We start from the raw sequence: 21,272 nt of genomic DNA on the forward strand, positions 1-21,272 counted from the left end.
CTCAGACCTCGAGGACCTGGCGCTTGTTGTAAGTGCCGCAAGACGGGCACGCGATGTGCTGCTGCTTGGGCTCGTGGCAGCGCTCGCACGCAACCAGGGTGGGGACCGCAGCCTTCCACTGCGACCGGCGGTGGCGCGTGTTGCTGCGCGACATCTTCCGCTTCGGAACAGCCACGGCTACTTCTCCTGCTTCTCGTCGACGCCAGGTTCGGCGCCGCTCATCTCGTCCTTCTCGCCGTCTCCGAGTGAACCGGCGAGTCCCTGCAAAGCCGCCCAACGAATGTCGACGGCGTCGTGGTGGTGGTCCGGGTCGTCCGCCAGGCGTGCTCCGCACTCGGAGCACAGACCAGGGCAGTCTTCCTGGCACACCGGCTGCATCGGCAGTGCGAGCACCACCGCGTCGCGCAGCACGGGTTCGAGGCCGATCAGTCCGTCCTCGACGAAGAGCCTGTCCTCGTCTTCCTCGGCGTCGTCGGCCGGTTCCGCCGCAGGGCGGCCCCGGTCGTCGGCGTCAGGGTACGAGAACATCTCCTGGAAGTCCGCTTCGAGCTGCTGCTCCAGCGGCTCCAGACACCTTACGCACTCCCCCTCGGCCTTGGCACGGGCGGTGCCCGTGACGAGCACCCCTTCCATGACCGACTCGAGCCGGAGATCGAGTTCCACCGGGGCGCCTTCCGGCACTCCGATGACTCCCTGGATACCGAAGTCCTTGGGAGCGTCGACCGTGCGGGTCAGGCGCTGCAGCGCACCGGGCCTCCGTCCCAGCTCGTGTGTGTCGAACACGAGGGGGTTGCGGTGGTCGAGGCGCGCGTTCAGAACCATTCCTGCTTTCGGTCTTCCTGGTGTGGGGATGCCGCCCTTCGGTGTTCCCGGGCAGCGGCGATCGCGGACGTACACGCGACCGAAGAGCCAGGATACTGGACCATTCGCTCTCGGCCCAATCCGGCCCGGGAGGCGGTGCCCGGACTAGAGACCGCGCCCCTGCTCGTAGGCCCTCAACTGCTCGGCACTGATCATGCTGGTGTCGAACAGGCTGGTCTCGTCGAGCGCCTGCGGAGGCTGCTGGGGCTGCTGGGGCTGGGCATAGCCCTGGCCGGCGTCGTACGCCTGCTGCTGGGCGTCGTAGCCCTGATAGGCGTACGGGTCGGCGGTCTGCTGCTGGTAGCCGTACGGGTCCTGCCCGCCGTCGTAGGTCTGCTGGTAGTCGGCGTACGGATCGGGCTGCTGCTGCGCGTAGCCGTACGCCGGCTGCTGCGCCGGCATCTCCGGAACGGCCGGTGCCGGTACCTGTGCCGCCGCCGGCTGCTGCTCGCCGTACTGCGGCTGGTGCGGCTGCCCGGCGGGGGCGTCGGAGAGGCCGGCCAGGCCGGCGAGGTAGTCCGCGTCGCTGGAGTGCTGGACGGTGGTCATGTCGTCCGCGAGGGCGCCCAGGTCGTCGGTGGCGATGCGGCCGTGCAGCTTCTGGCGGCCCCGGCCGACGGCGTCCAGGGTCTTGGCCAGGACGGCCTCGAAGGCGCCGAGCTTGGTGTCCACGTAGGCGTCGGCGTCGCGGCGCAGGACCTCCGGGTCGTGGCTGCGCTCGGGGGCGTCCTCGTCCTCGTAGCCGTTCTCGTCGAGGCCGGACCCGGTGCCGAGCAGTTTCTCGCGGCCCCGGCCTACGGAGCCGAGGGTCTTGGTGAGGACGACCTCGAAGTTGGCGAGCTTGGAGTCGACGTAGTCGTCGGCCTCGGCGCGGACCTCCTCGGCCTCCTGGCGGGCCTCGGCGAGGATGCGGTCGGCCTCGGCCTGCGAGCGGCGGGCGACCTCGGTGTCGGAGATCAGGGAACCGCGCTCGGCCTGCGCGCTCTCGATGATCCGGTCGGCCTCCTGGCGGGCCTGCGCGACCATCTGCTCGCGGTCCCCGATCAGCTCCTGGGCCTGGGCGAGGGAACCGGGCAGCTCGGCGCGCAGCTCTTCCAGCTTCGAGAGCAGTTCGGCGCGGTTGACCACGCACGAGGCCGACATGGGCATGGCGCGGGCGCCGGAGACCATCGCGGTGATCTCGTCGAGCTTCTTCTGCACGTCCACCGTGTGCTCGCCACTCTCTACAGCTTGTTGGAGACGGACGGGACGACTGTACGACCCCGGGGTGTCCGGGGGACACCGGGTGACGGGTTGTCAGTCTCCGTGGGCTGCGTGGGCTGCGTGGGGTGCGAGCGGGGCGGAGGCGGGGGCGGCCTCAGTCCTGCCTCAGGCGCTCGGAGAGGGCTTCGAGGACCAGCGGGGGCACGAGGTGGGAGACGTCGCCGCCCCAGGTCGCGACTTCTTTGACCAGGGAGGACGACAGGAAGCTGTAGGTGGGGTTGGTGGGGATGAAGAGGGTCTCCACACCCGAGAGGCCGTTGTTCATCTGGGCCATCTGCAGCTCGTAGTCGAAGTCGCTCACCGCGCGCAGACCCTTGACGATGGCCGGGATCTCGCGGTGCTTGCAGAAGTCGACGAGAAGGCCGTGGAAGGACTCCACGCGCACGTTCCCGTACTCGGCGGTGACCTGGCGGATGAGGTCGATCCGCTCCTCGATCTCGAACAGGCCCTTCTTGGCCTGGTTGATCATCACGGCGACGTAGACCTCGTCGTAGAGGCTGGAGGCCCGGGCGATGATGTCGAGATGTCCGTTGGTGATCGGGTCGAACGACCCGGGACAGACGGCGCGGCGCACTTGAGTTCCCTCGCTCTCCGGTCCGGTCATCGTGCGTCTTCGCACGTAGAGGCGGCGCGACCGTACCAAAACGTTCCCTCGCCGTAGCGACGGGACCGGATCGCGTCGAAGCCCCGGGGCCAGCGGAATTCGCCGCCCCTGGTGCTGCGCTCCACGGTGACGAGCGCTTCGCCGGTGAGCCACCCCTCCGTACGGAGTGTGAGCAGGATCTCCCGAAGATCGTCGTCCGAGACGGCGTACGGCGGGTCCAGGAAGACGATGTCGTACGGCTCGGCCGGGGCCGGGGTGCGGACGATCTGTTCCGCTTTGCCCGCCCGGACCTCGGCGCCGGGCAGGCCGAGTGCCCTGACGTTCTCCCGGACCGTACGGGCGGCGCGGGCGTCGGCCTCGACGAGCAGGACGTGTCCGGCGCCCCGGGACAGCGCCTCCAGGCCGACGGCGCCGGAACCGGCGTACAGGTCGAGGACCCGCTCGCCGTCCAGCGGGCCGCCGAGCAGGGACTGCCAGGTGGAGAAGAGTCCCTCGCGCGCACGGTCGGAGGTGGGGCGGGTGCCGGTTCCCTGTGGGACGGCCAGGCGGCGCCCACCGGCTTTGCCGGCGATCACGCGGGTCATCTTGGGTCCTTGGTCGTGGGGTGTGTTCGGTTCAGTCTGGCAGGCGGGGGTGCGGGCTGCCTCGTGTGGAGCGGCGGGTGCGGATCGTCGAGGTGCTCCGTGCGCATCCGGCGGCGCCGCGTCTCGGCACCGCCCCGTGCCCCTGGGCGGCGCTGCCGCTCAACCCTTTTCCAGGTACTGCTCCCGCTCCTCGTCCAAGAGGGCGTCCAGGGCCGTCCGCAGGCCGGGCAGGCCGGTCAGCTCCGGGTCGGCGGCCACCACCGCCGCCGCCTCCGCGCGCGCCTCGGCGATGATCTCCTCGTCCTCGATGACGGCGAGGACGCGCAGGGAGGTGCGGGCGCCGGACTGGGCCTGGCCGAGGACGTCGCCCTCGCGGCGCTGTTCGAGGTCGATGCGGGAGAGCTCGAAGCCGTCGAGGGTGCCGGCGACGGCGTTCAGACGCTGCCGGGCCGCGCTCGCCTCCGGCATCTCGGTGACCAGCAGACACAGGCCGGGGGCGGAGCCTCGGCCGACGCGGCCGCGCAACTGGTGGAGCTGGGAGACGCCGAAGCGGTCGGCGTCCATGATCACCATCGCGGTGGCGTTGGGGACGTTGACGCCGACCTCGATGACGGTCGTGGCGACCAGGACATCCGTCTCCCCCGCGGCGAAGCGGCGCATGACGGCGTCCTTGTCGTCGGGCTGCATACGGCCGTGCAGGATCTCGACCCCGAGGCCCTGGAGCGGGCCTTTCGCAAGGTGCTCCGCGACGTCGACGACGGCCAGCGGGGGCCGCTTGTCCGCGTCGCCCTCGGCGGGCTGCTTGCCGCTCTTCTTCGGGTCGTCGTCCTCGTCACCGATGCGCGGGCAGACGACGTACGCCTGGTGGCCGCCGGAGACCTCCTCGCGGACCCGGTCCCAGGCCCGGGCGAGGAAGTGCGGTTTGTCGGCGGCCGGGACGACATGGCTGGCGATCGGGGACCGGCCGGCCGGGAGCTGGTCCAGTACGGAGGTCTCCAGGTCGCCGAAGACGGTCATGGCGACGGTGCGCGGGATCGGCGTGGCGGTCATGACGAGCAGGTGCGGCGGCTGTTTGCCCTTGCCGCGCAGGGCGTCGCGCTGTTCGACGCCGAAGCGGTGCTGCTCGTCGACGACGACCAGGCCGAGGTCGTGGAACCGCACCTTGTCCTCGATGAGCGCGTGCGTGCCGATGACGATGCCGGCCTCACCGGTGGCCAGGTCCAGCAGGGCGTGACGGCGGGCGGCGGCGCCCATCGAGCCGGTGAGCAGCACCACCTTGGTGGCGTGTTCGGCGCCGCCCAGCATGCCGCCCTCGGCCAGCTCCCCCATCATCTCGACGACCGACCGGTGGTGCTGCTGGGCGAGCACCTCGGTGGGCGCCAGCAGCACGGCCTGCCCGCCCGCGTCCACGACGGCCAGCATGGCGCGCAGGGCGACCATCGTCTTGCCGCTGCCCACCTCCCCCTGGAGCAGCCGGTGCATCGGGTGGTCGGTGGCGAGGTCGTCGAAGATCTCCCGGGAGACCTTGCGCTGGCCGTCGGTGAGCGTGAAGGGGAGGCGGTCGTCGAACGCCGTGAGCAGACCGTCCGGGCTCGGTTTCCTGGGGACGGCGGGGAGTTGGGTCTCGGCGTGGCGGCGGCGGGCGAGGGCGACCTGGAGGACGAAGGCCTCGTCCCACTTCAGGCGGGCGCGGGCGTCCTCGATGTCCGCCTTGGTGTGCGGGCGGTGGATCTTCAGGAGCGCCTCGGGCAGGGAGACCAGGCCCCGGCCCTCGCGCAGGGAGCCGGGAAGGGGGTCGACGGCCTCCTGCGCGCTGGGCAGCACCGTCTGGATCGCCTTGCCGATCTTCCAGGACTCCAGCTTGGCGGTGGCCGGATAGAGGGGGATCAGGGCGCCCGCCCAGGACTCGACGTTGCCGCTGCCGTCCTCGTCGTCACCGCCGCGCAGCAACTCGTACGCCGGATGGGCGAGTTGCAGCCGTCGGTTGAAGACGGAGACCTTGCCCGCGAACATCGCGCGCGTGCCCGGCAGCAGCTCCTTGTGGGGCTTGTGCACCCCGTTGCCGAAGAAGACCAACTGGAGGCGGCCGTGGCCGTCCGTGATGGTCACTTCGAGGCGCTGTCCCTTGCCGCGCGGCGCCTTCGACGAGGCGAACGTGTGCAGGCGGGCGTCGGCGACCTGGGCCACCACCGTGACGTGCTCGTCCATGGGCAGGTCGGCGAGGTGGGTGAGCTGGCCGCGCTCCTCGTATCTGCGGGGGTAGTGGTGGAGGAGGTCGCCGACGGTGTGCAGGCCGAGATGCTCGGCCATCACCTTCGCGGTGGCGGGGCCGAGCACCTTCTTCAGGGGTTCTTGCAGTGCGGGCACGAGATCCATTGCACACCACGCCACTGACAATGGCCCCCCACCTCCCGGGAAACGGGCGGTACCGGCCGCGCTACTCCACGCCGATCAGCAGCGGCGAACCCTGCCGGCCGCCCCGGTAGACCACCGTGTCGACGGCGAGGTACGCCTCGCGGACGCGGGCCTCCAGGTGGGCGATGACGGTCTCGGGGGCGTCGTCGCCGAGGACGAGGGTGACCAGCTCGCCGCCGGCCGCGAGCATGCGGTCCAGGACGGTCGCGGCGACCTCCGTGACGTCCGCGCCGATCACGGCCACATCGCCGTCGACGAGGCCGAGTACGTCACCGGCCTGGCAGATGCCGGCCGTGGTCCACGACTGGCGTTCGGCGACGGTGACCTCGGCGTGGCGGGTGGCGCCGGCCGCGGAGGTCATCGCCACCACGTCCTCGTCGAAGCGCCGCTCCGGCTCGTGCACGGCGAGCGCGGCGATGCCCTGGACGGCGGAGCGGGTCGGGATGAGGGCGACGCGGATGCCTTCGGTGCGGGCCTGCTCGGCCGCCGCCGCGGCGGTGTGGCGCAGCTCGGCGTCGTTGGGCAGCAGGACGACCTCGCGCGCGTGCGCCCGGCGTACGGCCTGGACCAGCTCCCCGCTCGCGGGCGGCTCGCCGGGGCGCGCGAGCACGGTGGTCGCGCCGGCCTCGGTGTAGAGCCCGGCCAGGCCCTCCCCCGGCACGACGGCCACCACGGCCCGCTGGGTGCGCTCCCGGGGCGGGCGCTCGGTTCCGGTGGTGTGCGCGTCGCCGAGCCCGAAGTGGGTGATGCGGATGCGGTACGGCCGCCCTGCCTCGACGCCCGCCTCCACGGCGGCGCCCGCGTCGTCGACGTGTACGTGGACGTTCCACAGTCCGTCGCCACCGACCACGACGAGTGAGTCACCGAGGGCGTCGAGCCGTCGGCGCAGCCGTGCGACGGCGGCGTCCTCGGCCTCCAGGAGGTAGATCACCTCGAAGGCGGGCCCGTGCTCGCCGTCCTCCTCCGCGGCGCACTCCCCGGCGGGAACCTCGCCACCGTGCGCCACGCGCGCGTGCGGCACGGCGACCGCTCCCGGCGCCCGGCCCGTGAACGTCTCCACCAGGGCCGCGAGGACCGTGACGAGGCCGTGTCCGCCGGCGTCGACCACTCCGGCGCGCTCCAGGACGGGCAGTTGGCCGGGGGTCGCGGCGAGCGCCGCGCGAGCGCCCTCGTGAGCCGCGCGGGCCACCGCCGCACAGTCGCCCTCCGTGCCGTCGTCCCGCACACCGTCGGCCGCCGCGTCGGCGGCGTCGGCGGCGGCCGAGGCGACGGTCAGGACGGTGCCCTCGACCGGATGGGCCACGGCCTGCCGGGCGGACTCGGCCGCGTGCCGCAGCGCCAGCCGAAGCCCCGGGCCATCGGTGTGGTCCGGTTCGCCCCGGGCGGTGAGCACCTGGGCCATGCCGCGCAGCAGTTGCGCGAGGATCGTCCCCGAGTTGCCCCGGGCGCCGATCAGCGCGCCGTGCGCCATGGCGGCCACGGCGTCGGCCAGCGAAGGACCGCCGCCGGCGTCCGGCTCCCCGGCGTCCACCGCCCCCGTCGCGTCCGCCGCGTCCGCCGCGTCCACCGCGTGTGCCTCGAACACCGCCTCGACCGCGGCGACGGCCGACTCGACGGTCAGGTACATGTTGGTGCCGGTGTCCCCGTCCGCGACCGGATAGACGTTGATCGCGTCGATCTCCTCGCGCGCCCGCCCCAGCGCGCGCAACGACAGACCGCACCAGGTGCGCACCGCCAGAGCGTCGAAGAACCTCTGCGGCACCTGCGCCACCTGCGCCTCCCTGAGCTGCTGGACGTGGCAGGCAGCGTAGACCTTGGGAGGGTGCCCACCGGAAGAGGGCCGGGGACGGGTCCCTGAGCTGCCATGGTAGTTTCGTTGTACGGGAGCAGCCGTTGTATGCTGCTCCGGTTGCCCGATCCCGATCGGGCTCTCCCCCTGGCACCGCCACTCAGATCCCGGACCGTTCACGGCCCGGGACTTTGATCCCGGCATGCCGGGATCATCCGTAAGTGCATCTGAAGTCTTTGGAGTGACCCGTGGCTGCCAACTGCGACGTCTGCGGCAAGGGGCCGGGCTTCGGCAACAACATCTCGCACTCGCACCGCCGTACGTCCCGTCGCTGGAACCCGAACATCCAGCGTGTGCGTACCGTGGTCGGCGGGACGCCGAAGCGCGTGAACGCTTGCACCTCGTGCATCAAGGCCGGCAAGGTCTCGCGCTGACGCGACATCCCCACTCTCGACATCGCTCGAGCGGGGGGACCCCTCATCCGCGCGCGGCCACTGCCTGGTCCGCTGCACAAAGCCGGTCCACCTTGGGTGGGCCGGCTTTCTGCCGTGCCGGAATTCCGGCAACGCGCTTCGGCATCCTCGGTCCCCTGACATCCGCACCGACGACGGTACTCCCGTCGGCCCCTGCGGTCCCCGCCCGCGCGCGCCGCTGACCCTCCTGCTCCTCGACGCCGGCCGTCCGGTCCCGCCGGAGCGGCTGATCGACGGCCGGTACGGCACCCAGCCGCCCGTCGGCGCCGCGAACGCCCTCCAGCCGCAGATCTCCCCCCTCCGCAGGCGCTCGCTCCGCACACGGAGATCGAGGGCAGGCTCCGCCGGCTACCGCGTCGGCACGCCGCCAGACCGACGACAGTCACGTATTCGAACATCCGTTCACTGAGGGGCGTGCAGTGCTCGCCGCCGGTGATCCCGCGCGCGCGGCGGACCGCTTGCCTGCGGCGCCCGCGCCGTGGCGCGGCCCGGCGCTGCCCGACCTGCCGGAGGCGCCCGCTCGGCTCCCCGCGGCCGGCCGGCTTCTTCGAGCGGCTCACCGAGAAGGCGGCCACCGGCATCACGTTGATCACGTTGAGGGAGCACCCGGCCCGAGCGCTCAGCCGGGATCCCGCCCGAGGGCTCGGCCGTGATCGCGCTCGAGGGCCCAGCCGTGGTCCACCGGCCCGATGCCGCCACCGAGCGCGAATCCGGCCGCGATCGCCCCGGTGACGTACTCCTTGGCCGCCGCGACCGCCTCCGGTACCGGCTGTCCCTTCGCCAGACCGCAGGCCACGGCCGACGCGAGGGTGCAGCCGGTGCCGTGCGTGTGCCGGTTGTCGAGGCGCGCGGCGCGCAGCCAGTGCTCCTCCGAGCCGTCGGTGAGCAGGTCGACGGCGTCGCCGGCCAGGTGACCGCCCTTGATCAGCACCCAGCGGGGCCCGTACTCCAGGACGGCCGCCGCGGCCCGGCGCAGGTCGGCGTCCGACTCGACCCGTACGCCGGTGAGTTGGGCGACCTCGTCGAGGTTCGGCGTGGCCACGGTCGCCACCGGCAGCAGTTCGGTGCGTACGGAGTCCAGCGCGGAGGCGGCGAGCAGCGCGTCCCCGTGCTTGGAGACGCCGACCGGGTCGACGACGGCCGGCGCGTCGGTGCCGCCGATCAACTCGGCGACCGCCTCGACCAGTTCCGCGGAGGACAGCATCCCGGTCTTGACCGCCTGGACGCCGATGTCGTCCACGACGCTGCGGTACTGGGCCCGCACGGCCTCGACGGGCAGTTCCCAGGCACCGTGCACGCCGAGGGAGTTCTGCGCGGTCACCGCGGTGAGCACGCTCATGCCGTGGGTGCCGAGGGCGAGCATCGTCTTCAGGTCGGCCTGGATGCCCGCGCCGCCGCCGGAGTCGGAGCCGGCCACGGTGAGAACCAGGGGCGGTGTCACGACTCCACGTCCTCGCCGAAGTGGTCCCAGCCGCCCTTGCTGGTCCAGGGCGCCCCGTCGACGGTCACCTGGGGCAGCGCGGAGGGGTTGAGGACCTCGCCGATGACCTTCCAGCGGGCGGGCAGCTTCACGTCCGGCGGGAAGGTCGCCACGATCGCGTGGTCCTCTCCCCCGGTGAGCACCCACTGCATGGGGTCGACGCCGACCGCCTGGCCGATGTCGTTCATCTGCGTCGGGATGTCGATCTGGCCGGAGCGGACGTCGATCCTGACCTTGCTGGCCTCCGCGATGTGGCCCAGGTCGGCGATGAGTCCGTCGCTCACGTCACACATCGCGGTGGCGCCGAGCCCCGCGGCGGCCGGGCCCGCGTGGTACGGCGGCTCCGGGCGGCGGTGGGCCTCGACGAAGGCGCGCGGCGAGCGGAACCCCCGGGACAGCACGGCGAACCCGGCCGCGGACCAGCCGAGCCAGCCGGTCACCGCGACCAGGTCGCCGGGCTGGGCGCCGCCGCGGGTGACGGGCTCCTGGTTGCGCAGGTCGCCGAGCGCGGTGATGGAGACGGTGATCGTGTCGCCGCGCACCACGTCGCCGCCGACCACGGAGGCGCCCGCGACCTGGCACTCGTCGCGCAGGCCGTCCATCAGCTCGGTCGGCCAGGTCACCGGCAGTTCGGCGGGTACGACCAGGCCGAGCAGCAACGCGGTCGGCACGGCGCCCATCGCGGCGATGTCGGCGAGGTTCTGCGCCGCCGCCTTGCGGCCCACGTCGTACGCGGTGGACCAGTCCCGGCGGAAGTGCCGCCCCTCCACGAGGATGTCGGTGCTGGCCACCACCCGACGGTCGGGCGCGGCCACCACCGCGGCGTCGTCGCCGGGACCGACCCGGACCGCCGGGGTCGTGGTGAGACGGGAGGTGAGCTCCCTGATGAGCCCGAACTCCCCCAGCTCACCAACAGTGCCCTTCATCGCCTTGGCTCCCCTTCTGTCCCTGTCCGTGCCCGGTCGCGCGTCACTTGTGTCCTCGTTACGGTCGAAATGACCGTCTCCACGGTCGGCGTGATCGTCAACTCGTGTCATTCCGGCACCCCGGCGCGCGGAGCCCGCACCCCGCGGGTCTCCCCGCGGAGAGCGGCGACGCGATACCGTGGCGTTCCTTTTCCCCACATGATCCTCGTGGCCGCTCTGGAGGTTCCGTGGTACAGGCGTACATCCTGATCCAGACGGAGGTCGGCAAGGCGTCGACCGTCGCCGAGACGATCAGCAAGATCCCTGGAGTGATCCAGGCCGAGGACGTGACAGGACCCTACGATGTCATCGTCCGCGCCCAGTCCGACACCGTCGACGACCTGGGTCGCATGGTGGTCGCCAAAGTCCAGCAAGTGGACGGCATCACCCGTACTCTGACCTGCCCGGTCGTTCATCTCTGACCCCCTTCCGCCCGCTCGCTCTCGCTTCGCTGATCGCCGCCGCAGGCTGCTCCTCAGCAGACGACAGCGGGTCGGCGGTGGTTCCCGGCCCGGACACGAGGTCACCAAGCTGTGCCGGAACCCGGACAAGGCGCTGCCGCCGACGGGCGGCGGGCTGGGGAAACCCGCTGATCATACTGCGGAAGGCGATCCCCTCGGGGATCGCCTTCCGGGCCGGGCGCGGACGTGCCTGAAGAGGGACGTCAGCGCAGTCCCGTGGGCCGCCGCAGCGCCGCCTGGACCAGCCGGTCCACCAGTTCCGGGTAGCTCACGCCGCTCGCCTGCCACATCTGCGGGTACATGGAGATCGGCGTGAAGCCGGGCATCGTGTTGATCTCGTTGATCACGAACTCGTCGTCCTCGGTGAGAAAGAAGTCCGCGCGCACCAGTCCCTCACAGGAGGCCGCGTCGAACGCCTCGACGGCGAGCCGCTGGATCTCGGCGGTCTCCGCGGGCGTGAGCGGGGCGGGCACGACGCCGGGCGTGGAGTCGATGTACTTGGCCTCGAAGTCGTAGTACGCGTGCTCGGAGGGCGGCGGGATCTCGGCGGGGACGGAGGCCCGGGGACCGTCCTCGAACTCCAGCACGCCGCACTCGATCTCCCGGCCGCGCAGCGCCGCCTCGACCAGGATCTTCGGGTCGTGGCGCCGGGCCTCCTCGATCGCCTCGTCGAGGCCGGAGAGGTCGTCGACCTTGGTGATGCCGATGGAGGAACCCGCGCGTGCGGGCTTCACGAACAGCGGCCAGCCGTGCTCGCCGGCGAAATCGACGATCCTCCTGCGGGCGCCGGAACGGTCCTGCTCCCACTCGCGCGGCCGGATCACCGCGTACGGGCCGACCTTCAGCCCGTAGGAGGTGAACACCGCCTTCATGTACTCCTTGTCCTGCCCAACGGCCGAGGCGAGGACGCCCGCGCCGACGTAGGGCACGCCGGACAGCTCGAGCAGACCCTGGAGGGTGCCGTCCTCGCCGTAGGGGCCGTGCAGCACGGGGAAGACGACGTCGACCTCGCCCAGCGCCTTGGGCACCGAGCCGGGTTCGCTGTAGACGACTTCGCGGTTGGCGGGGTCGACGGGCAGCACCACGCCGCCCTCGGTCGACTCGGCCAGTTCGTCCACGTCGGGCGTACGGCGCTCGGTGATCGCCATGCGTTCGGGTTCGTCGGCGGTGAGGGCCCACCGGCCGTCCCGGGTGATGCCGATCGGCAGGACGTCGTACTTGGTCCGGTCGATGGCCGCGAGGACGGCGCCGGCGGTGACCACGGAGATCCCGTGTTCGGAGCTGCGCCCGCCGAACACGACGGCCACACGCGGTTTGCGAGGCGGCTGCTCGGGGCTCTGGGGGAGGTTCTCGGTGCTCATATCGCGTTGAGAGTACCCGCCCGTAGGGTCCCGAGACAGCGTCGGCGGGGCCGCGTGGCGCGGGTGGCGCACAGGTTCCGTTCCGGCGTCGCTCAGCGTCGTTCGGGCTTCGCGCTGCGCGACATGAGCTCCTTGAGCGCGACCACCGGGGGCTTGCCCTCGTGCACGATGCCGACGACCGTCTCGGTGATCGGCATGTCGACGCCATGTCTGCGGGCCAGATCGAGCACCGACTCGCAGGACTTGACGCCCTCGGCGGTCTGCTTGGTGACCGCGATGGTCTCCTGGAGGGTCATGCCCTTGCCGAGGTTGGTGCCGAAGGTGTGATTGCGGGACAGCGGCGAGGAGCAGGTCGCCACCAGGTCGCCGAGACCGGCCAGTCCGGAGAAGGTCAGCGGGTCGGCCCCGAGGGCGACACCGAGGCGGGTCGTCTCGGCGAGGCCGCGGGTGATGAGGGAACCCTTGGCGTTGTCGCCGAGGCCCATGCCGTCCGCGATGCCGACGGCCAGCCCGATCACGTTCTTGACGGCGCCGCCGAGCTCGCAGCCGACGACGTCGGTGTTGGTGTAGGGGCGGAAGTACGGCGTGTGGCAGGCGGTCTGGAGTCGCTGGGCGACGGACTCGTCGGGGCAGGCGACCACGGCGGCGGCCGGCATGCGGGCGGCGATCTCCCGGGCCAGGTTGGGCCCGGTGACCACGGCGATGCGCTCGGCGCCGACCTTGGCGACGTCGTCGATCACCTCGCTCATCCGCATCGCGGAGCCGAGTTCGACGCCCTTCATCAGGGACACCAGGACCGTGCCGGGCGCCAGCAGGGGCGTCCAGTCGGCGAGGTTGGCGCGCAGCGTCTGGGACGGGACCGCGAGGACGGTGAAGTCGGCGTCGCGCGCGGCCTCGGCGGCGTCGGTGGTGGCCCACAGACCCGCGGGGAGTTCCACGCCGGGCAGGTAGTCCGGGTTGGTGCGGGTGGAGTTGACGGCGTCGGCGAGTGCGGCGCGGCGCCCCCACAGGGTGACGTCGCACCCCGCGTCGGCGAGGACCATGCCGAAGGCCGTGCCCCACGATCCGGTGCCGAAGACGGCCGCCTTGACCGGGTTGCTCACGTGCTCTGCCCTTCTGCCTGCTGCGACTGCCGGTTCTGCGTCTGCTGGTTCCGGGCCCGGCTCTCGGGCCGCTGGTTGCGCGTCTGCTGGTTGCGCGTCTGCCGGTTCGGGGCCTGCTGGTTCTGGGCCTGTGTCCGGCGGCGCTGCTCGATCCGCTCCCGGCGCGGGTCGTAAGGGGTTTCGGGTGCCTTCTCGCCGCGGATCTCCTCGAGCTGGCGGGTGACGGCGGCCATGATGACCTCCGTGGCCTCCTTCAGCACCTCCGCGGTCATCTCCTTGTCGTAGAACCGCGACAGGTCGACCGGCGGACCCGCGAGCACCTGGTGGGTCTTGCGCGGGAGGAGGTTCGGCTTCTTGGCGTACGGCGGCAGCAGTTCGTTGCAGCCCCACTGGGCGACCGGGATCACCGGGCACTTGGTCTGCAGGGCGACGCGCGCGGCACCGGTCTTGGCAGTCATCGGCCAGCCGCCCGGGTCGCGGGTGAGGGTGCCCTCGGGGTAGAAGGCGACGCACTCGCCGCGCTCCACGGCGTCGATCGCGGCCCGGAAGGCGCTCAGCGCGTCCGTGCTCTCGCGGTAGACGGGGATCTGTCCGGTGCCCCGCATCGCGGCACCGACGAATCCTTTCTTGAAAAGGCCGCTCTTCGCCAGGAATCGTGGGACGCGCCCGGTGTTGTACTGGTAGTGCGCGTACGCGAAAGGGTCGACGTGCGAATTGTGGTTCACGGCCGTGATAAATCCGCCGTCGGCTGGAATGTTCTCCATTCCCCGCCAGTCCCGCTTGATCAGAACCACGAGCGGCGGTTTGCAGATCACCGCGGCGAGGCGGTACCAGAAGCCGATTCTGCGGCGGGGCACGCTGACACCTTTCCTCCAGGGCCTGGGGCCGGACAAGTGTCGCCCCGGGCCGCCCGTCTGTCGAGAACACCGTACGCCCCGGCGAGTGAACCGCCAGGTCTCCCAGGTGACAATGGCGGCGACGAGAGAAGGACGGAACGCTCGTGCAGTGGACCTTGGTCGTACCCGTGAAGCCCCTCGCCCGGGCCAAGAGCAGGCTGTCGGACACCGCGCACGACGGGGTGCGGCCGGGCCTCGCGCTGGCGTTCGCGCAGGACACCGTGGCGGCCGCGCTGGCCTGCCCGGTGGTGGCGGATGTGGCAGTAGTCACGGACGACGCGCGGGCCGCACGGGAGCTCGCGGCGCTGGGGGCGGGAGTCGTCCCGGACGAACCCGGCGGCGGTCTGAACGCCGCCCTGGCGCACGGGGCGGCCGTGGTACGGGCGGCCCGGCCCGGTATTCCGGTGGCCGCGCTCAACGCCGATCTGCCCGCGCTACGCCCGGTGGAATTGACGCGGGTCCTGACGGCGGCCACACAATTCCCGCGCGCCTTTCTCCCGGACGCGGCCGGAACCGGCACGACTCTGCTGGCCGCGGCACCGGGCCGCGAATTGTCCCCCGCATTCGGTGCGGATTCCCGGGCCCGCCACCGTGCGTCCGGTGCGGTGGAACTGCGCCTGGGCGCGGTGGATTCCGTACGGCAGGACGTCGACACCGGCGGCGATCTGCGCACCGCGCTGGCGCTGGGGGTGGGTCCCCGTACGGCCGCGGTGGCGGCGCGGTTGCTGATCGCGGGGCAGTAGGCTGCCGCCATGCAGGCGACCGCATACACGTACGACCCCGACAGCCGCAGCGGGCAGGTGCTGCTCGACGACGGCACGCCCGTGCCCTTCGACGCGGCGGCGTTCGACGCGGGGGGCCTGAGACTGCTGCGGCCCGGACAGCGGGTGCGGATCGAGACCGAGGGCGCGGGCACGGACCGCCGGATCACACTGGTGACGCTCCAGACCCTCTGATCGTTCCGCTCGTCCTGTTCCTTCTGCTCGCTTCGGCCGGCCGGGCCCCACGCGACCCACGGGGTCCGGACACGCCGCGGGCCGGGCTCCGAGAGGGAGTCCGGCCCGGCGCGTGAGTGCCCCTGTGCCTGCTCGCATGCCGCATTCCTGCTGCTACTGCTACTTCTTGCGGGCGGTGGCCTTCTTGGCGGTGGTCTTGCGGGCGGTCGACTTCTTGGCCGGAGCCTTCTTCGCCGTCGCCTTCTTCGCGGGGGCCTTCTTGGCCGTGGTCTTCTTCGCCGCCGCGGTGGTGGTCTTGGCGGTGGACTTCTTGGCGGGGGCCTTCTTCGCCGTCGCCGTCTTCGCCGCCCCGGTGGTCTTCTTCGCGGTCGTCTTCTTCGCCGCCCCGGTCGTCTTCTTGGCCGCGCCCGTGGTCTTCTTCGCGGCGCCCGTGGCCTTCTTGGCGGCGGCCTTCTTGCCCGCGGCCTTGGAGATGGTGGGCGGCGGGCCGGACAGGCTGCCCTTGGGGGCCTTCTTGACCGCGATGTCGTTCTTCGGGAGCTTCTTCGAGCCGCTCACCAGGTCCTTGAACCCCTGACCCGCGCGGAAGCGCGGCACGGAGGTCTTCTTGACCCGAACCCGCTCGCCCGTCTGAGGGTTGCGGGCGTAGCGGGCCGGACGGTCGACCTTCTCGAAGGAACCGAAGCCGGTGACCGAGACCCGGTCGCCCGAGACCACTGCACGGACGAGGGCGTCCAGGACCGCGTCGACAGCGTCGGCGGCCTGCTGCCGGCCGCCCAGCTTGTCGGCAATCGCTTCTACGAGCTGCGCCTTGTTCACGTCTTCCCCTTCGGAGACATCGCCAGAACGAATGTGTTCAAGCTTTTTCGCACGTTAGGCAGATATATACCGCAAATCAAACACGAAACGGGCTAATCACCCTTGTGCCGCAACGGACTCGGGCCGCCCTGGCCTGTTCAGCCTTCCTCTTCGGGGAATCGACCCTCGTCGAGGTCGGCGATGAACCGATCCAGGCGCCTTGCCGCACCGGCGAGATCGTGTTTGGCCGCGGCCGTAATGACCAGCAGCTTCCGGGTCAGCGCCATCCGTACGCCCTCCGGGACTTGCAGTGCGCGCACTCTTGTGTGCGCTTCCTTGAGCCGGACCGCGACCGCCGTATAGAGCTCGAGTTGGCCGTCGTGTTCCATGCACAGATTGTGCCATCTGGGGCGAGTTGTCGCCTGCGCAGGGGGCAACTGCCGCCCCGAAAGGCCTCTCGAGCACACCCGGAAGCCGCGCTTCCACGACTCTCGTACCCCAACAACCACGCCGCTAACGTGGGGAGTTGGGCGGCCGAGGCGTCACTCGCGCGTGGGACCGGCAGCAGAAACGGCTGTACCCCCGATCGGGCCGATCGGGGGTACAGCCGGGGTGTTGGGTGGCCGAAACTCGACCTTGCGGGACGCCCGGGAAGGGGCCCGGGGGTCAGACCTGGAGGGTCTGCGGCTTGAACGACGGACGCTTCGCCTCGTACGCGGCGATGTCGGCCTCGTTCTGGAGGGTGATCGAGATGTCGTCCAGCCCGTTCAGCAGCCGCCAGCGGGAGTTCTCGTCCAGTTCGAAGGAGGCGGTGATGCCCTCGGCGCGGACCTCACGGGCCTCGAGGTCGACCGTGACCTCGGCCTGCGGGTCGTTCTCCGTCAGCTCCCACAGCGCGTCCACGATCTCCTGGTCGAGGACCACCGTGAGCAGGCCGTTCTTCAGCGAGTTGCCGCGGAAGATGTCGGCGAAGCGGGAGGAGACGACGGCCTTGAAGCCGAAGTTCTGCAGCGCCCAGACGGCGTGCTCACGGGACGAACCGGTGCCGAAGTCGGGGCCGGCGACCAGCACCGTGGCACCTTCGCGCTCGGGGCGGTTGAGCACGAACTGAGGGTCCTTGCGCCAGGCCTCGAACAGCCCGTCCTCGAACCCGTCCCGCGTCACCTTCTTGAGCCAGTGGGCGGGGATGATCTGGTCGGTGTCGACGTTGCTGCGGCGCAGCGGGACGGCCCGGCCGGTGTGGGTGGTGAATGCTTCCATGACTCTCAGACTCCAACGGGCGTGGGGACGTCGGCGGCGGACAGGTCGGCCGGGGAGGCCAGGTGGCCCAGGACCGCCGTCGCGGCCGCGACCTGCGGCGACACCAGGTGGGTGCGGCCGCCCTTGCCCTGCCGCCCCTCGAAGTTGCGGTTGGAGGTGGACGCGGAGCGCTCACCGGGGGCGAGCTGGTCCGGGTTCATGCCCAGACACATCGAGCAGCCCGCGTGCCGCCATTCGGCGCCGGCCTCCTTGAAGACCACGTCCAGGCCCTCGGAGACGGCCTGCAGACCCACCCGCGCGGAGCCGGGAACGACCAGCATCCGTACGCCGTCGGCGACTTTGCGGTCCCGCACGATCTCGGCGGCGGCGCGCAGGTCCTCGATGCGGCCGTTGGTGCACGAACCTACGAAGACGGTGTCCACCTTGATGGAGCGCAGCGGCTGCCCGGCCTCCAACCCCATGTACTCCAGGGCCTTCTCGGCGGCGAAGCGCTCCGAAGCGTCTTCGTACGAAGCCGGGTCGGGGACGGCGGCGCAGAGGGGCGCGCCCTGGCCCGGGTTGGTGCCCCAGGTGACGAACGGGGACAGCTCGGCGGCCTCGACGACCACCTCGGCGTCGAACTCGGCGTCGTCGTCCGTGCGCAGCGTCTTCCAGTACTCGACCGCCGCGTCCCAGTCGGCGCCCTCGGGGGCGTGCGGGCGGCCCTGGAGGTAGGCGAAGGTGGTCTCGTCGGGGGCGATCATGCCCGCGCGGGCGCCGGCCTCGATCGACATGTTGCAGATGGTCATCCGGGCCTCCATCGAGAGCTTCTCGATGGCCTCGCCGCGGTACTCCAGGACGTAGCCCTGGCCGCCGCCGGTGCCGATCTTCGCGATGATCGCGAGGATCAGGTCCTTGGCCGTGACGCCGTCGGGCAGTTCGCCGTTGACGGTGATCGCCATGGTCTTCGGGCGGACCATGGGCAGCGTCTGGGTGGCCAGCACGTGCTCGACCTGGGAGGTGCCGATGCCGAAGGCCAGCGCGCCGAAGGCGCCGTGTGTGGAGGTGTGCGAGTCGCCGCAGACCACGGTGGTGCCGGGCTGGGTCAGGCCGAGCTGCGGGCCGACGACGTGCACGACGCCCTGTTCGACGTCGCCCAGCGGGTGCAGCCGGACGCCGAAGTCCGCGCAGTTCTTGCGCAGCGTCTCGAGCTGGACCCGGGAGACGGGGTCGGCGATGGGCTTGTCGATGTCGAGCGTCGGGGTGTTGTGGTCCTCGGTGGCGATGGTCAGGTCGAGCCGGCGCACCGGGCGGCCGCTCTTGCGGAGGCCGTCGAAGGCCTGCGGGCTGGTCACCTCGTGCAGCAGGTGCAGATCGATGAAGAGGAGGTCGGGCTCGCCCTCGGCGCGCCGGACGACATGGTCGTCCCAGACCTTCTCCGCGAGTGTCCTACCCATCGCTTTCCCTCCGGCCGACGACAGCGCGCCGACCCAACTAGAGATCTTGGGGGAAGCGGTGCCCTCACCCCTGCGTTTCCGGGCAACCGCCACCAGGCCCTTCGGTCACGGGCCGTTGTGACTTCCTGCCATCAAGAGTGGCGGGTTCCATGGAAAATTGAACTTGCGTTTCACAGAGTGAGACGGGAGTATCGTTGCATGGACAACAGTAGCGGCGTCGGCGTTCTGGACAAGGCGGCCCTCGTCCTGAGCGCTCTGGAGTCCGGCCCGGCCACCCTCGCGGGGTTGGTCGGTGCGACCGGACTGGCACGACCCACGGCCCACCGCCTGGCCGTGGCGCTGGAACACCACCGTATGGTGGCGCGCGACATGCAGGGCCGGTTCATCCTCGGCCCGCGCCTGGCCGAACTGGCCGCGGCGGCCGGCGAGGACCGCCTGCTCGCCACGGCGGGCCCGGTGCTCACGCATCTGCGCGACATCACGGGCGAGAGCGCCCAGCTCTACCGCCGCCAGGGCGACATGCGCATCTGCGTGGCCGCGGCCGAGCGTCTGTCGGGCCTCAGGGACACCGTCCCGGTCGGCTCCACGCTCACCATGAAGGCCGGCTCCTCGGCCCAGATCCTCATGGCCTGGGAGGAGCCCGAGCGCCTCCACCGCGGCCTGCAGGGCGCCCGCTTCACGGCGACGGCCCTGTCCGGCGTGCGCCGCCGCGGCTGGGCGCAGTCCATCGGCGAGCGGGAGCCGGGCGTGGCGTCCGTCTCCGCGCCCGTGCGCGGCCCCTCCAACCGCGTGGTGGCCGCCGTCTCCGTCTCCGGCCCGATCGAGCGCCTGACGCGCCACCCGGGCCGTATGCACGCCCAGGCGATCATCGACGCCGCCGGCCGGCTCTCCGAGGCCCTGCGCCGCACGGGCTGATCCCACCGGCCCCGGTACGCGACCGGGAACGGGCCCGCCTCAACGCCGCGGCAGGCCCTCCCCCATGTCCTCAGGCCTCCCCGGACGCCGCCCGCTCCCCCGAGCGGTACGCGAGCCGGCCCCCGGCCCGCTTGCCCCGCCGCTCCAGCGGCACCTGCCCCGCGCCGCCGCCAGCCCGAAGGCCGGCATGTCCGCGTAGATCGACTCGTACGACCTCTCGGACACCAGGTACGCCTCGTGCCGCGCGGGCCGAGGCGGGCCGGCCGCTGGAGCTGCTCGGCCGGGAGACCTCCCGGGAGTTGGCCTCCCTCTCCCCCGTACACCGTTCGCTGGTGACGGCGGTGGCCGCGCCGAGGCGGCTGGACTACCCCTGGGACGCCGAACTATTGGCTCCGTACGCCGAGTTGATGATCGAGGTGGCCCGGCGGGACCTGGACTTCATGGAAACCCACGGCTCGGAGGCGGAGAAGGCCGAGACGGCGGTCGCGTCGGCGGTGCTCTTCCGGCCGGTACCGCTGGCGCTGCACCGGCCGGCGCAGGAGGAGGAGTCGGCGCGGCGCTACGGCATCGAGTGAACGCCCAAGGGGGCTCCCGCCTGAGCGGGAGCCCCCTTGGGCCCATGTACCCCCGACCGGATTCGAACCGGCGCTACCGCCTTGAGAGGGCGGCGTGCTAGGCCGCTACACAACGGGGGCGAGGAACTGCGTTTCCGCAGATCCGAGCTGGTCTACCAGGACTCGAACCTAGACTAACTGAACCAGAATCAGTCGTGCTGCCAATTACACCATAGACCAATGTGGTTTAGACCAGTTTGTACCCCCGACCGGATTCGAACCGGCGCTACCGCCTTGAGAGGGCGGCGTGCTAGGCCGCTACACAACGGGGGCCCTAGCGATCCTGCATCGGGAACGGTGGGTGCGACCCAGACTGTTCCCGCGGGAAGGATCTGTACCCCCGACCGGATTCGAACCGGCGCTACCGCCTTGAGAGGGCGGCGTGCTAGGCCGCTACACAACGGGGGCTTTGCGGATGTGCTCCGCGGCGCAGATAAGCTCTGCGAGCTGGCCTACCAGGACTCGAACCTAGACTAACTGAACCAGAATCAGTCGTGCTGCCAATTACACCATAGGCCACTGGAACGCAAGCCCCGGGGGGATCTTGTTCTAGCGTTGCGCTTCCGGTTCCCGGCCCTTTCGGCCCGCTCCCCGGCGGCGCAGGAAGAACATTACCCGAAGGTGGACGGGGCTCCAAAACGAGTATCGGCACCGAGGAGCGCGGGGAGTTCGGAGAGCGAGGCGATACGGCGCGGCCCGACGGGCGGGTCGACGGTCGCGTACACGCCGCCGCGGTCGATCCACACCGACAGCAGCCCGGCGTCGGCGGCGCCCCGCCCGTCGATCTCCGGGTGGTCGCCGACGTAGGCCACCTCCGGCGGGGCGAGACCGAGGGCGTCGCAGGCGGCCAGGAAGGCGCCGGGCTCGGGCTTGGAGACGCCCAGCTCGGCGGCGCACAGGATGGCCTCGAAGCGGTCGTGCACGCCGAGGACGCGCAGCTTGCGGTCCTGGACGGTGAGGTTCACCTCACACGCTGACCTTGATCCTTCCTGCTTGCCTAGCGATGACCTCACCCCCGCACACAGATGCGCTGATCGA

The 21,272-nt window shown here is 71.4% G+C and carries 20 protein-coding genes, 5 tRNA genes and 5 pseudogenes; 7 read left to right on the forward strand and 23 right to left on the reverse strand.

Translation table 11 applies throughout. The features are described from left to right. Nucleotide 1: 1 nt before the first annotated feature. From rpmF to B1H29_RS10730, 7 genes and pseudogenes are all read right to left on the reverse strand, one after another. Nucleotides 2-175: a 50S ribosomal protein L32 gene (rpmF, locus tag B1H29_RS10700; RefSeq protein ID WP_003951102.1), complete on the reverse strand. Its 174-nt coding sequence runs from the start codon at nucleotides 173-175 to the stop codon at nucleotides 2-4. 2 nt (nucleotides 176-177) lie between these two features. Beyond that, nucleotides 178-822, reverse strand: a complete 645-nt coding sequence (locus B1H29_RS10705) for a YceD family protein (RefSeq protein WP_055421765.1) — start codon at nucleotides 820-822, stop codon at nucleotides 178-180. A gap of 144 nt (nucleotides 823-966) precedes the next feature. Then, nucleotides 967-2,067: an ATP synthase F0 subunit B gene (locus B1H29_RS10710; protein WP_055421766.1), complete on the reverse strand. Its 1,101-nt coding sequence runs from the start codon at nucleotides 2,065-2,067 to the stop codon at nucleotides 967-969. A gap of 151 nt (nucleotides 2,068-2,218) precedes the next feature. After that, a complete protein-coding gene (gene coaD, locus B1H29_RS10715) occupies nucleotides 2,219-2,698 on the reverse strand; it encodes a pantetheine-phosphate adenylyltransferase (protein ID WP_055421767.1) in 480 nt (159 codons plus the stop codon). A 26-nt stretch (nucleotides 2,699-2,724) separates the two neighbouring features. Further along, nucleotides 2,725-3,321: pseudogene (rsmD, locus tag B1H29_RS10720) on the reverse strand (16S rRNA (guanine(966)-N(2))-methyltransferase RsmD); the annotation flags it as partial. 150 nt (nucleotides 3,322-3,471) lie between these two features. Continuing rightward, nucleotides 3,472-5,688, reverse strand: coding sequence for an ATP-dependent DNA helicase RecG (gene recG / locus B1H29_RS10725; RefSeq protein WP_055421769.1), 2,217 nt, complete (start codon nucleotides 5,686-5,688; stop codon nucleotides 3,472-3,474). A gap of 61 nt (nucleotides 5,689-5,749) precedes the next feature. Next, entirely contained in the window at nucleotides 5,750-7,498 is a 1,749-nt protein-coding gene (locus tag B1H29_RS10730; RefSeq protein ID WP_055421770.1) for a DAK2 domain-containing protein, read from the reverse strand. A 266-nt stretch (nucleotides 7,499-7,764) separates the two neighbouring features. Between B1H29_RS10730 and rpmB the strand changes: the two genes are divergently transcribed. Together rpmB and B1H29_RS40015 are read left to right on the forward strand one after the other, a co-directional pair. After that, a complete protein-coding gene (gene rpmB / locus B1H29_RS10735; protein ID WP_003993230.1) occupies nucleotides 7,765-7,950 on the forward strand; it encodes a 50S ribosomal protein L28 in 186 nt (61 codons plus the stop codon). Between the two features lie 428 nt (nucleotides 7,951-8,378). Beyond that, nucleotides 8,379-8,642: pseudogene (locus B1H29_RS40015) on the forward strand (BTAD domain-containing putative transcriptional regulator); the annotation flags it as partial. Here B1H29_RS40015 and thiD read toward each other — a convergent pair. Further along, complete coding sequence (gene thiD, locus B1H29_RS10745) at nucleotides 8,609-9,430, reverse strand: bifunctional hydroxymethylpyrimidine kinase/phosphomethylpyrimidine kinase (protein WP_055421772.1); 822 nt, start codon at nucleotides 9,428-9,430, stop codon at nucleotides 8,609-8,611. The pseudogene B1H29_RS40015 and the gene thiD overlap by 34 nt on opposite strands. Further along, nucleotides 9,427-10,395, reverse strand: coding sequence for a thiamine-phosphate kinase (locus B1H29_RS10750; protein WP_055421773.1), 969 nt, complete (start codon nucleotides 10,393-10,395; stop codon nucleotides 9,427-9,429). Before B1H29_RS10750 ends, thiD begins: the two co-directional genes overlap by 4 nt. Before the next feature lie 227 nt (nucleotides 10,396-10,622). On the opposite strand from B1H29_RS10750, the gene B1H29_RS10755 reads away from it, so the two are divergent. Continuing rightward, nucleotides 10,623-10,856: an Lrp/AsnC family transcriptional regulator gene (locus B1H29_RS10755; RefSeq protein WP_053137604.1), complete on the forward strand. Its 234-nt coding sequence runs from the start codon at nucleotides 10,623-10,625 to the stop codon at nucleotides 10,854-10,856. Nucleotides 10,857-11,098: 242 nt separating this feature from the next. Here B1H29_RS10755 and B1H29_RS10760 read toward each other — a convergent pair whose 3' ends face one another. From B1H29_RS10760 to B1H29_RS10770, 3 genes are all read right to left on the reverse strand, one after another. Beyond that, nucleotides 11,099-12,256, reverse strand: a complete 1,158-nt coding sequence (locus B1H29_RS10760; RefSeq protein ID WP_055421774.1) for a D-alanine--D-alanine ligase family protein — start codon at nucleotides 12,254-12,256, stop codon at nucleotides 11,099-11,101. Nucleotides 12,257-12,348: 92 nt separating this feature from the next. Further along, a complete protein-coding gene (locus B1H29_RS10765) occupies nucleotides 12,349-13,359 on the reverse strand; it encodes an NAD(P)H-dependent glycerol-3-phosphate dehydrogenase (protein ID WP_055421775.1) in 1,011 nt (336 codons plus the stop codon). After that, complete coding sequence (locus B1H29_RS10770) at nucleotides 13,356-14,216, reverse strand: lysophospholipid acyltransferase family protein (protein WP_055421776.1); 861 nt, start codon at nucleotides 14,214-14,216, stop codon at nucleotides 13,356-13,358. Before B1H29_RS10770 ends, B1H29_RS10765 begins: the two co-directional genes overlap by 4 nt. A 143-nt stretch (nucleotides 14,217-14,359) precedes the next feature. Here B1H29_RS10770 and cofC point away from each other — a divergent pair, with 143 nt between their 5' ends. Continuing rightward, nucleotides 14,360-14,998 (forward strand): 2-phospho-L-lactate guanylyltransferase, encoded by a 639-nt coding sequence (gene cofC, locus B1H29_RS10775; RefSeq protein ID WP_055421777.1) that lies wholly within the window; start codon nucleotides 14,360-14,362, stop codon nucleotides 14,996-14,998. 9 nt (nucleotides 14,999-15,007) lie between these two features. Further along, nucleotides 15,008-15,211 carry a hypothetical protein gene (locus B1H29_RS10780; protein ID WP_055421778.1) on the forward strand — a complete coding sequence of 68 codons (204 nt, stop codon included), beginning with the start codon at nucleotides 15,008-15,010 and terminating at the stop codon, nucleotides 15,209-15,211. Nucleotides 15,212-15,370: 159 nt separating this feature from the next. On the opposite strand, the gene B1H29_RS10785 is transcribed toward B1H29_RS10780, so the two are convergent. From B1H29_RS10785 to leuC, 4 genes are all read right to left on the reverse strand, one after another. Then, complete coding sequence (locus B1H29_RS10785) at nucleotides 15,371-16,030, reverse strand: HU family DNA-binding protein (protein ID WP_055421779.1); 660 nt, start codon at nucleotides 16,028-16,030, stop codon at nucleotides 15,371-15,373. Nucleotides 16,031-16,167: 137 nt separating this feature from the next. Further along, nucleotides 16,168-16,398 carry a hypothetical protein gene (locus B1H29_RS10790; protein WP_055421780.1) on the reverse strand — a complete coding sequence of 77 codons (231 nt, stop codon included), beginning with the start codon at nucleotides 16,396-16,398 and terminating at the stop codon, nucleotides 16,168-16,170. Between the two features lie 277 nt (nucleotides 16,399-16,675). Then, on the reverse strand, nucleotides 16,676-17,269 hold the full coding sequence (leuD, locus tag B1H29_RS10795; protein ID WP_055421781.1) for a 3-isopropylmalate dehydratase small subunit: 594 nt from the start codon (nucleotides 17,267-17,269) through the stop codon (nucleotides 16,676-16,678). A 5-nt stretch (nucleotides 17,270-17,274) separates the two neighbouring features. After that, nucleotides 17,275-18,705 (reverse strand): 3-isopropylmalate dehydratase large subunit, encoded by a 1,431-nt coding sequence (gene leuC, locus B1H29_RS10800; protein WP_055421782.1) that lies wholly within the window; start codon nucleotides 18,703-18,705, stop codon nucleotides 17,275-17,277. A gap of 198 nt (nucleotides 18,706-18,903) precedes the next feature. On the opposite strand from leuC, the gene ndgR reads away from it, so the two are divergent. Next, nucleotides 18,904-19,620, forward strand: a complete 717-nt coding sequence (ndgR, locus tag B1H29_RS10805; protein ID WP_055421783.1) for an IclR family transcriptional regulator NdgR — start codon at nucleotides 18,904-18,906, stop codon at nucleotides 19,618-19,620. Between the two features lie 70 nt (nucleotides 19,621-19,690). Here ndgR and B1H29_RS40180 read toward each other — a convergent pair. Next, nucleotides 19,691-19,860, reverse strand: a pseudogene (locus B1H29_RS40180) (DUF4188 domain-containing protein); the annotation flags it as partial. On the opposite strand from B1H29_RS40180, the pseudogene B1H29_RS10815 reads away from it, so the two are divergent. Continuing rightward, a pseudogene (locus tag B1H29_RS10815) lies at nucleotides 19,860-20,195 on the forward strand (MerR family transcriptional regulator); the annotation flags it as partial. The pseudogenes B1H29_RS40180 and B1H29_RS10815 sit on opposite strands and share 1 nt — an antisense overlap. 47 nt (nucleotides 20,196-20,242) lie before the next feature. On the opposite strand, the gene B1H29_RS10820 reads toward B1H29_RS10815, so the two are convergent. From B1H29_RS10820 to B1H29_RS10845, 6 genes and pseudogenes are all read right to left on the reverse strand, one after another. Then, a tRNA-Glu gene (locus B1H29_RS10820) sits at nucleotides 20,243-20,315 on the reverse strand. 27 nt (nucleotides 20,316-20,342) lie between these two features. Further along, nucleotides 20,343-20,414 (reverse strand) — tRNA-Gln (locus tag B1H29_RS10825). A 20-nt stretch (nucleotides 20,415-20,434) separates the two neighbouring features. After that, nucleotides 20,435-20,507, reverse strand: a tRNA-Glu gene (locus B1H29_RS10830). Nucleotides 20,508-20,569: 62 nt separating this feature from the next. Then, nucleotides 20,570-20,642 (reverse strand) — tRNA-Glu (locus tag B1H29_RS10835). Between the two features lie 39 nt (nucleotides 20,643-20,681). Continuing rightward, nucleotides 20,682-20,753, reverse strand: a tRNA-Gln gene (locus tag B1H29_RS10840). Nucleotides 20,754-20,845: 92 nt separating this feature from the next. Continuing rightward, nucleotides 20,846-21,196, reverse strand: a pseudogene (locus B1H29_RS10845) (HAD family hydrolase); the annotation flags it as partial. Nucleotides 21,197-21,272 lie beyond the last annotated feature (76 nt).

The sequence above is a fragment of the Streptomyces pactum genome (genome assembly GCF_002005225.1).
Lineage (GTDB): Bacteria > Actinomycetota > Actinomycetes > Streptomycetales > Streptomycetaceae > Streptomyces > Streptomyces pactum_A.

Excerpts from the sequence above, each read along its gene's own strand:
- leuD (WP_055421781.1), bottom strand. The coding sequence starts at position 17,269 with ATGGAAGCATTCACCACCCACACCGGCCGGGCCGTCCCGCTGCGCCGC.
- leuC (WP_055421782.1), bottom strand. The coding sequence starts at position 18,705 with ATGGGTAGGACACTCGCGGAGAAGGTCTGGGACGACCATGTCGTCCGG.
- B1H29_RS10790 (WP_055421780.1), bottom strand. The coding sequence starts at position 16,398 with ATGGAACACGACGGCCAACTCGAGCTCTATACGGCGGTCGCGGTCCGG.
- recG (WP_055421769.1), bottom strand. The coding sequence starts at position 5,688 with ATGGATCTCGTGCCCGCACTGCAAGAACCCCTGAAGAAGGTGCTCGGC.
- B1H29_RS10705 (WP_055421765.1), bottom strand. The coding sequence starts at position 822 with ATGGTTCTGAACGCGCGCCTCGACCACCGCAACCCCCTCGTGTTCGAC.
- B1H29_RS10780 (WP_055421778.1), top strand. The coding sequence starts at position 15,008 with ATGCAGGCGACCGCATACACGTACGACCCCGACAGCCGCAGCGGGCAG.
- ndgR (WP_055421783.1), top strand. The coding sequence starts at position 18,904 with ATGGACAACAGTAGCGGCGTCGGCGTTCTGGACAAGGCGGCCCTCGTC.
- B1H29_RS10750 (WP_055421773.1), bottom strand. The coding sequence starts at position 10,395 with ATGAAGGGCACTGTTGGTGAGCTGGGGGAGTTCGGGCTCATCAGGGAG.
- B1H29_RS10760 (WP_055421774.1), bottom strand. The coding sequence starts at position 12,256 with ATGAGCACCGAGAACCTCCCCCAGAGCCCCGAGCAGCCGCCTCGCAAA.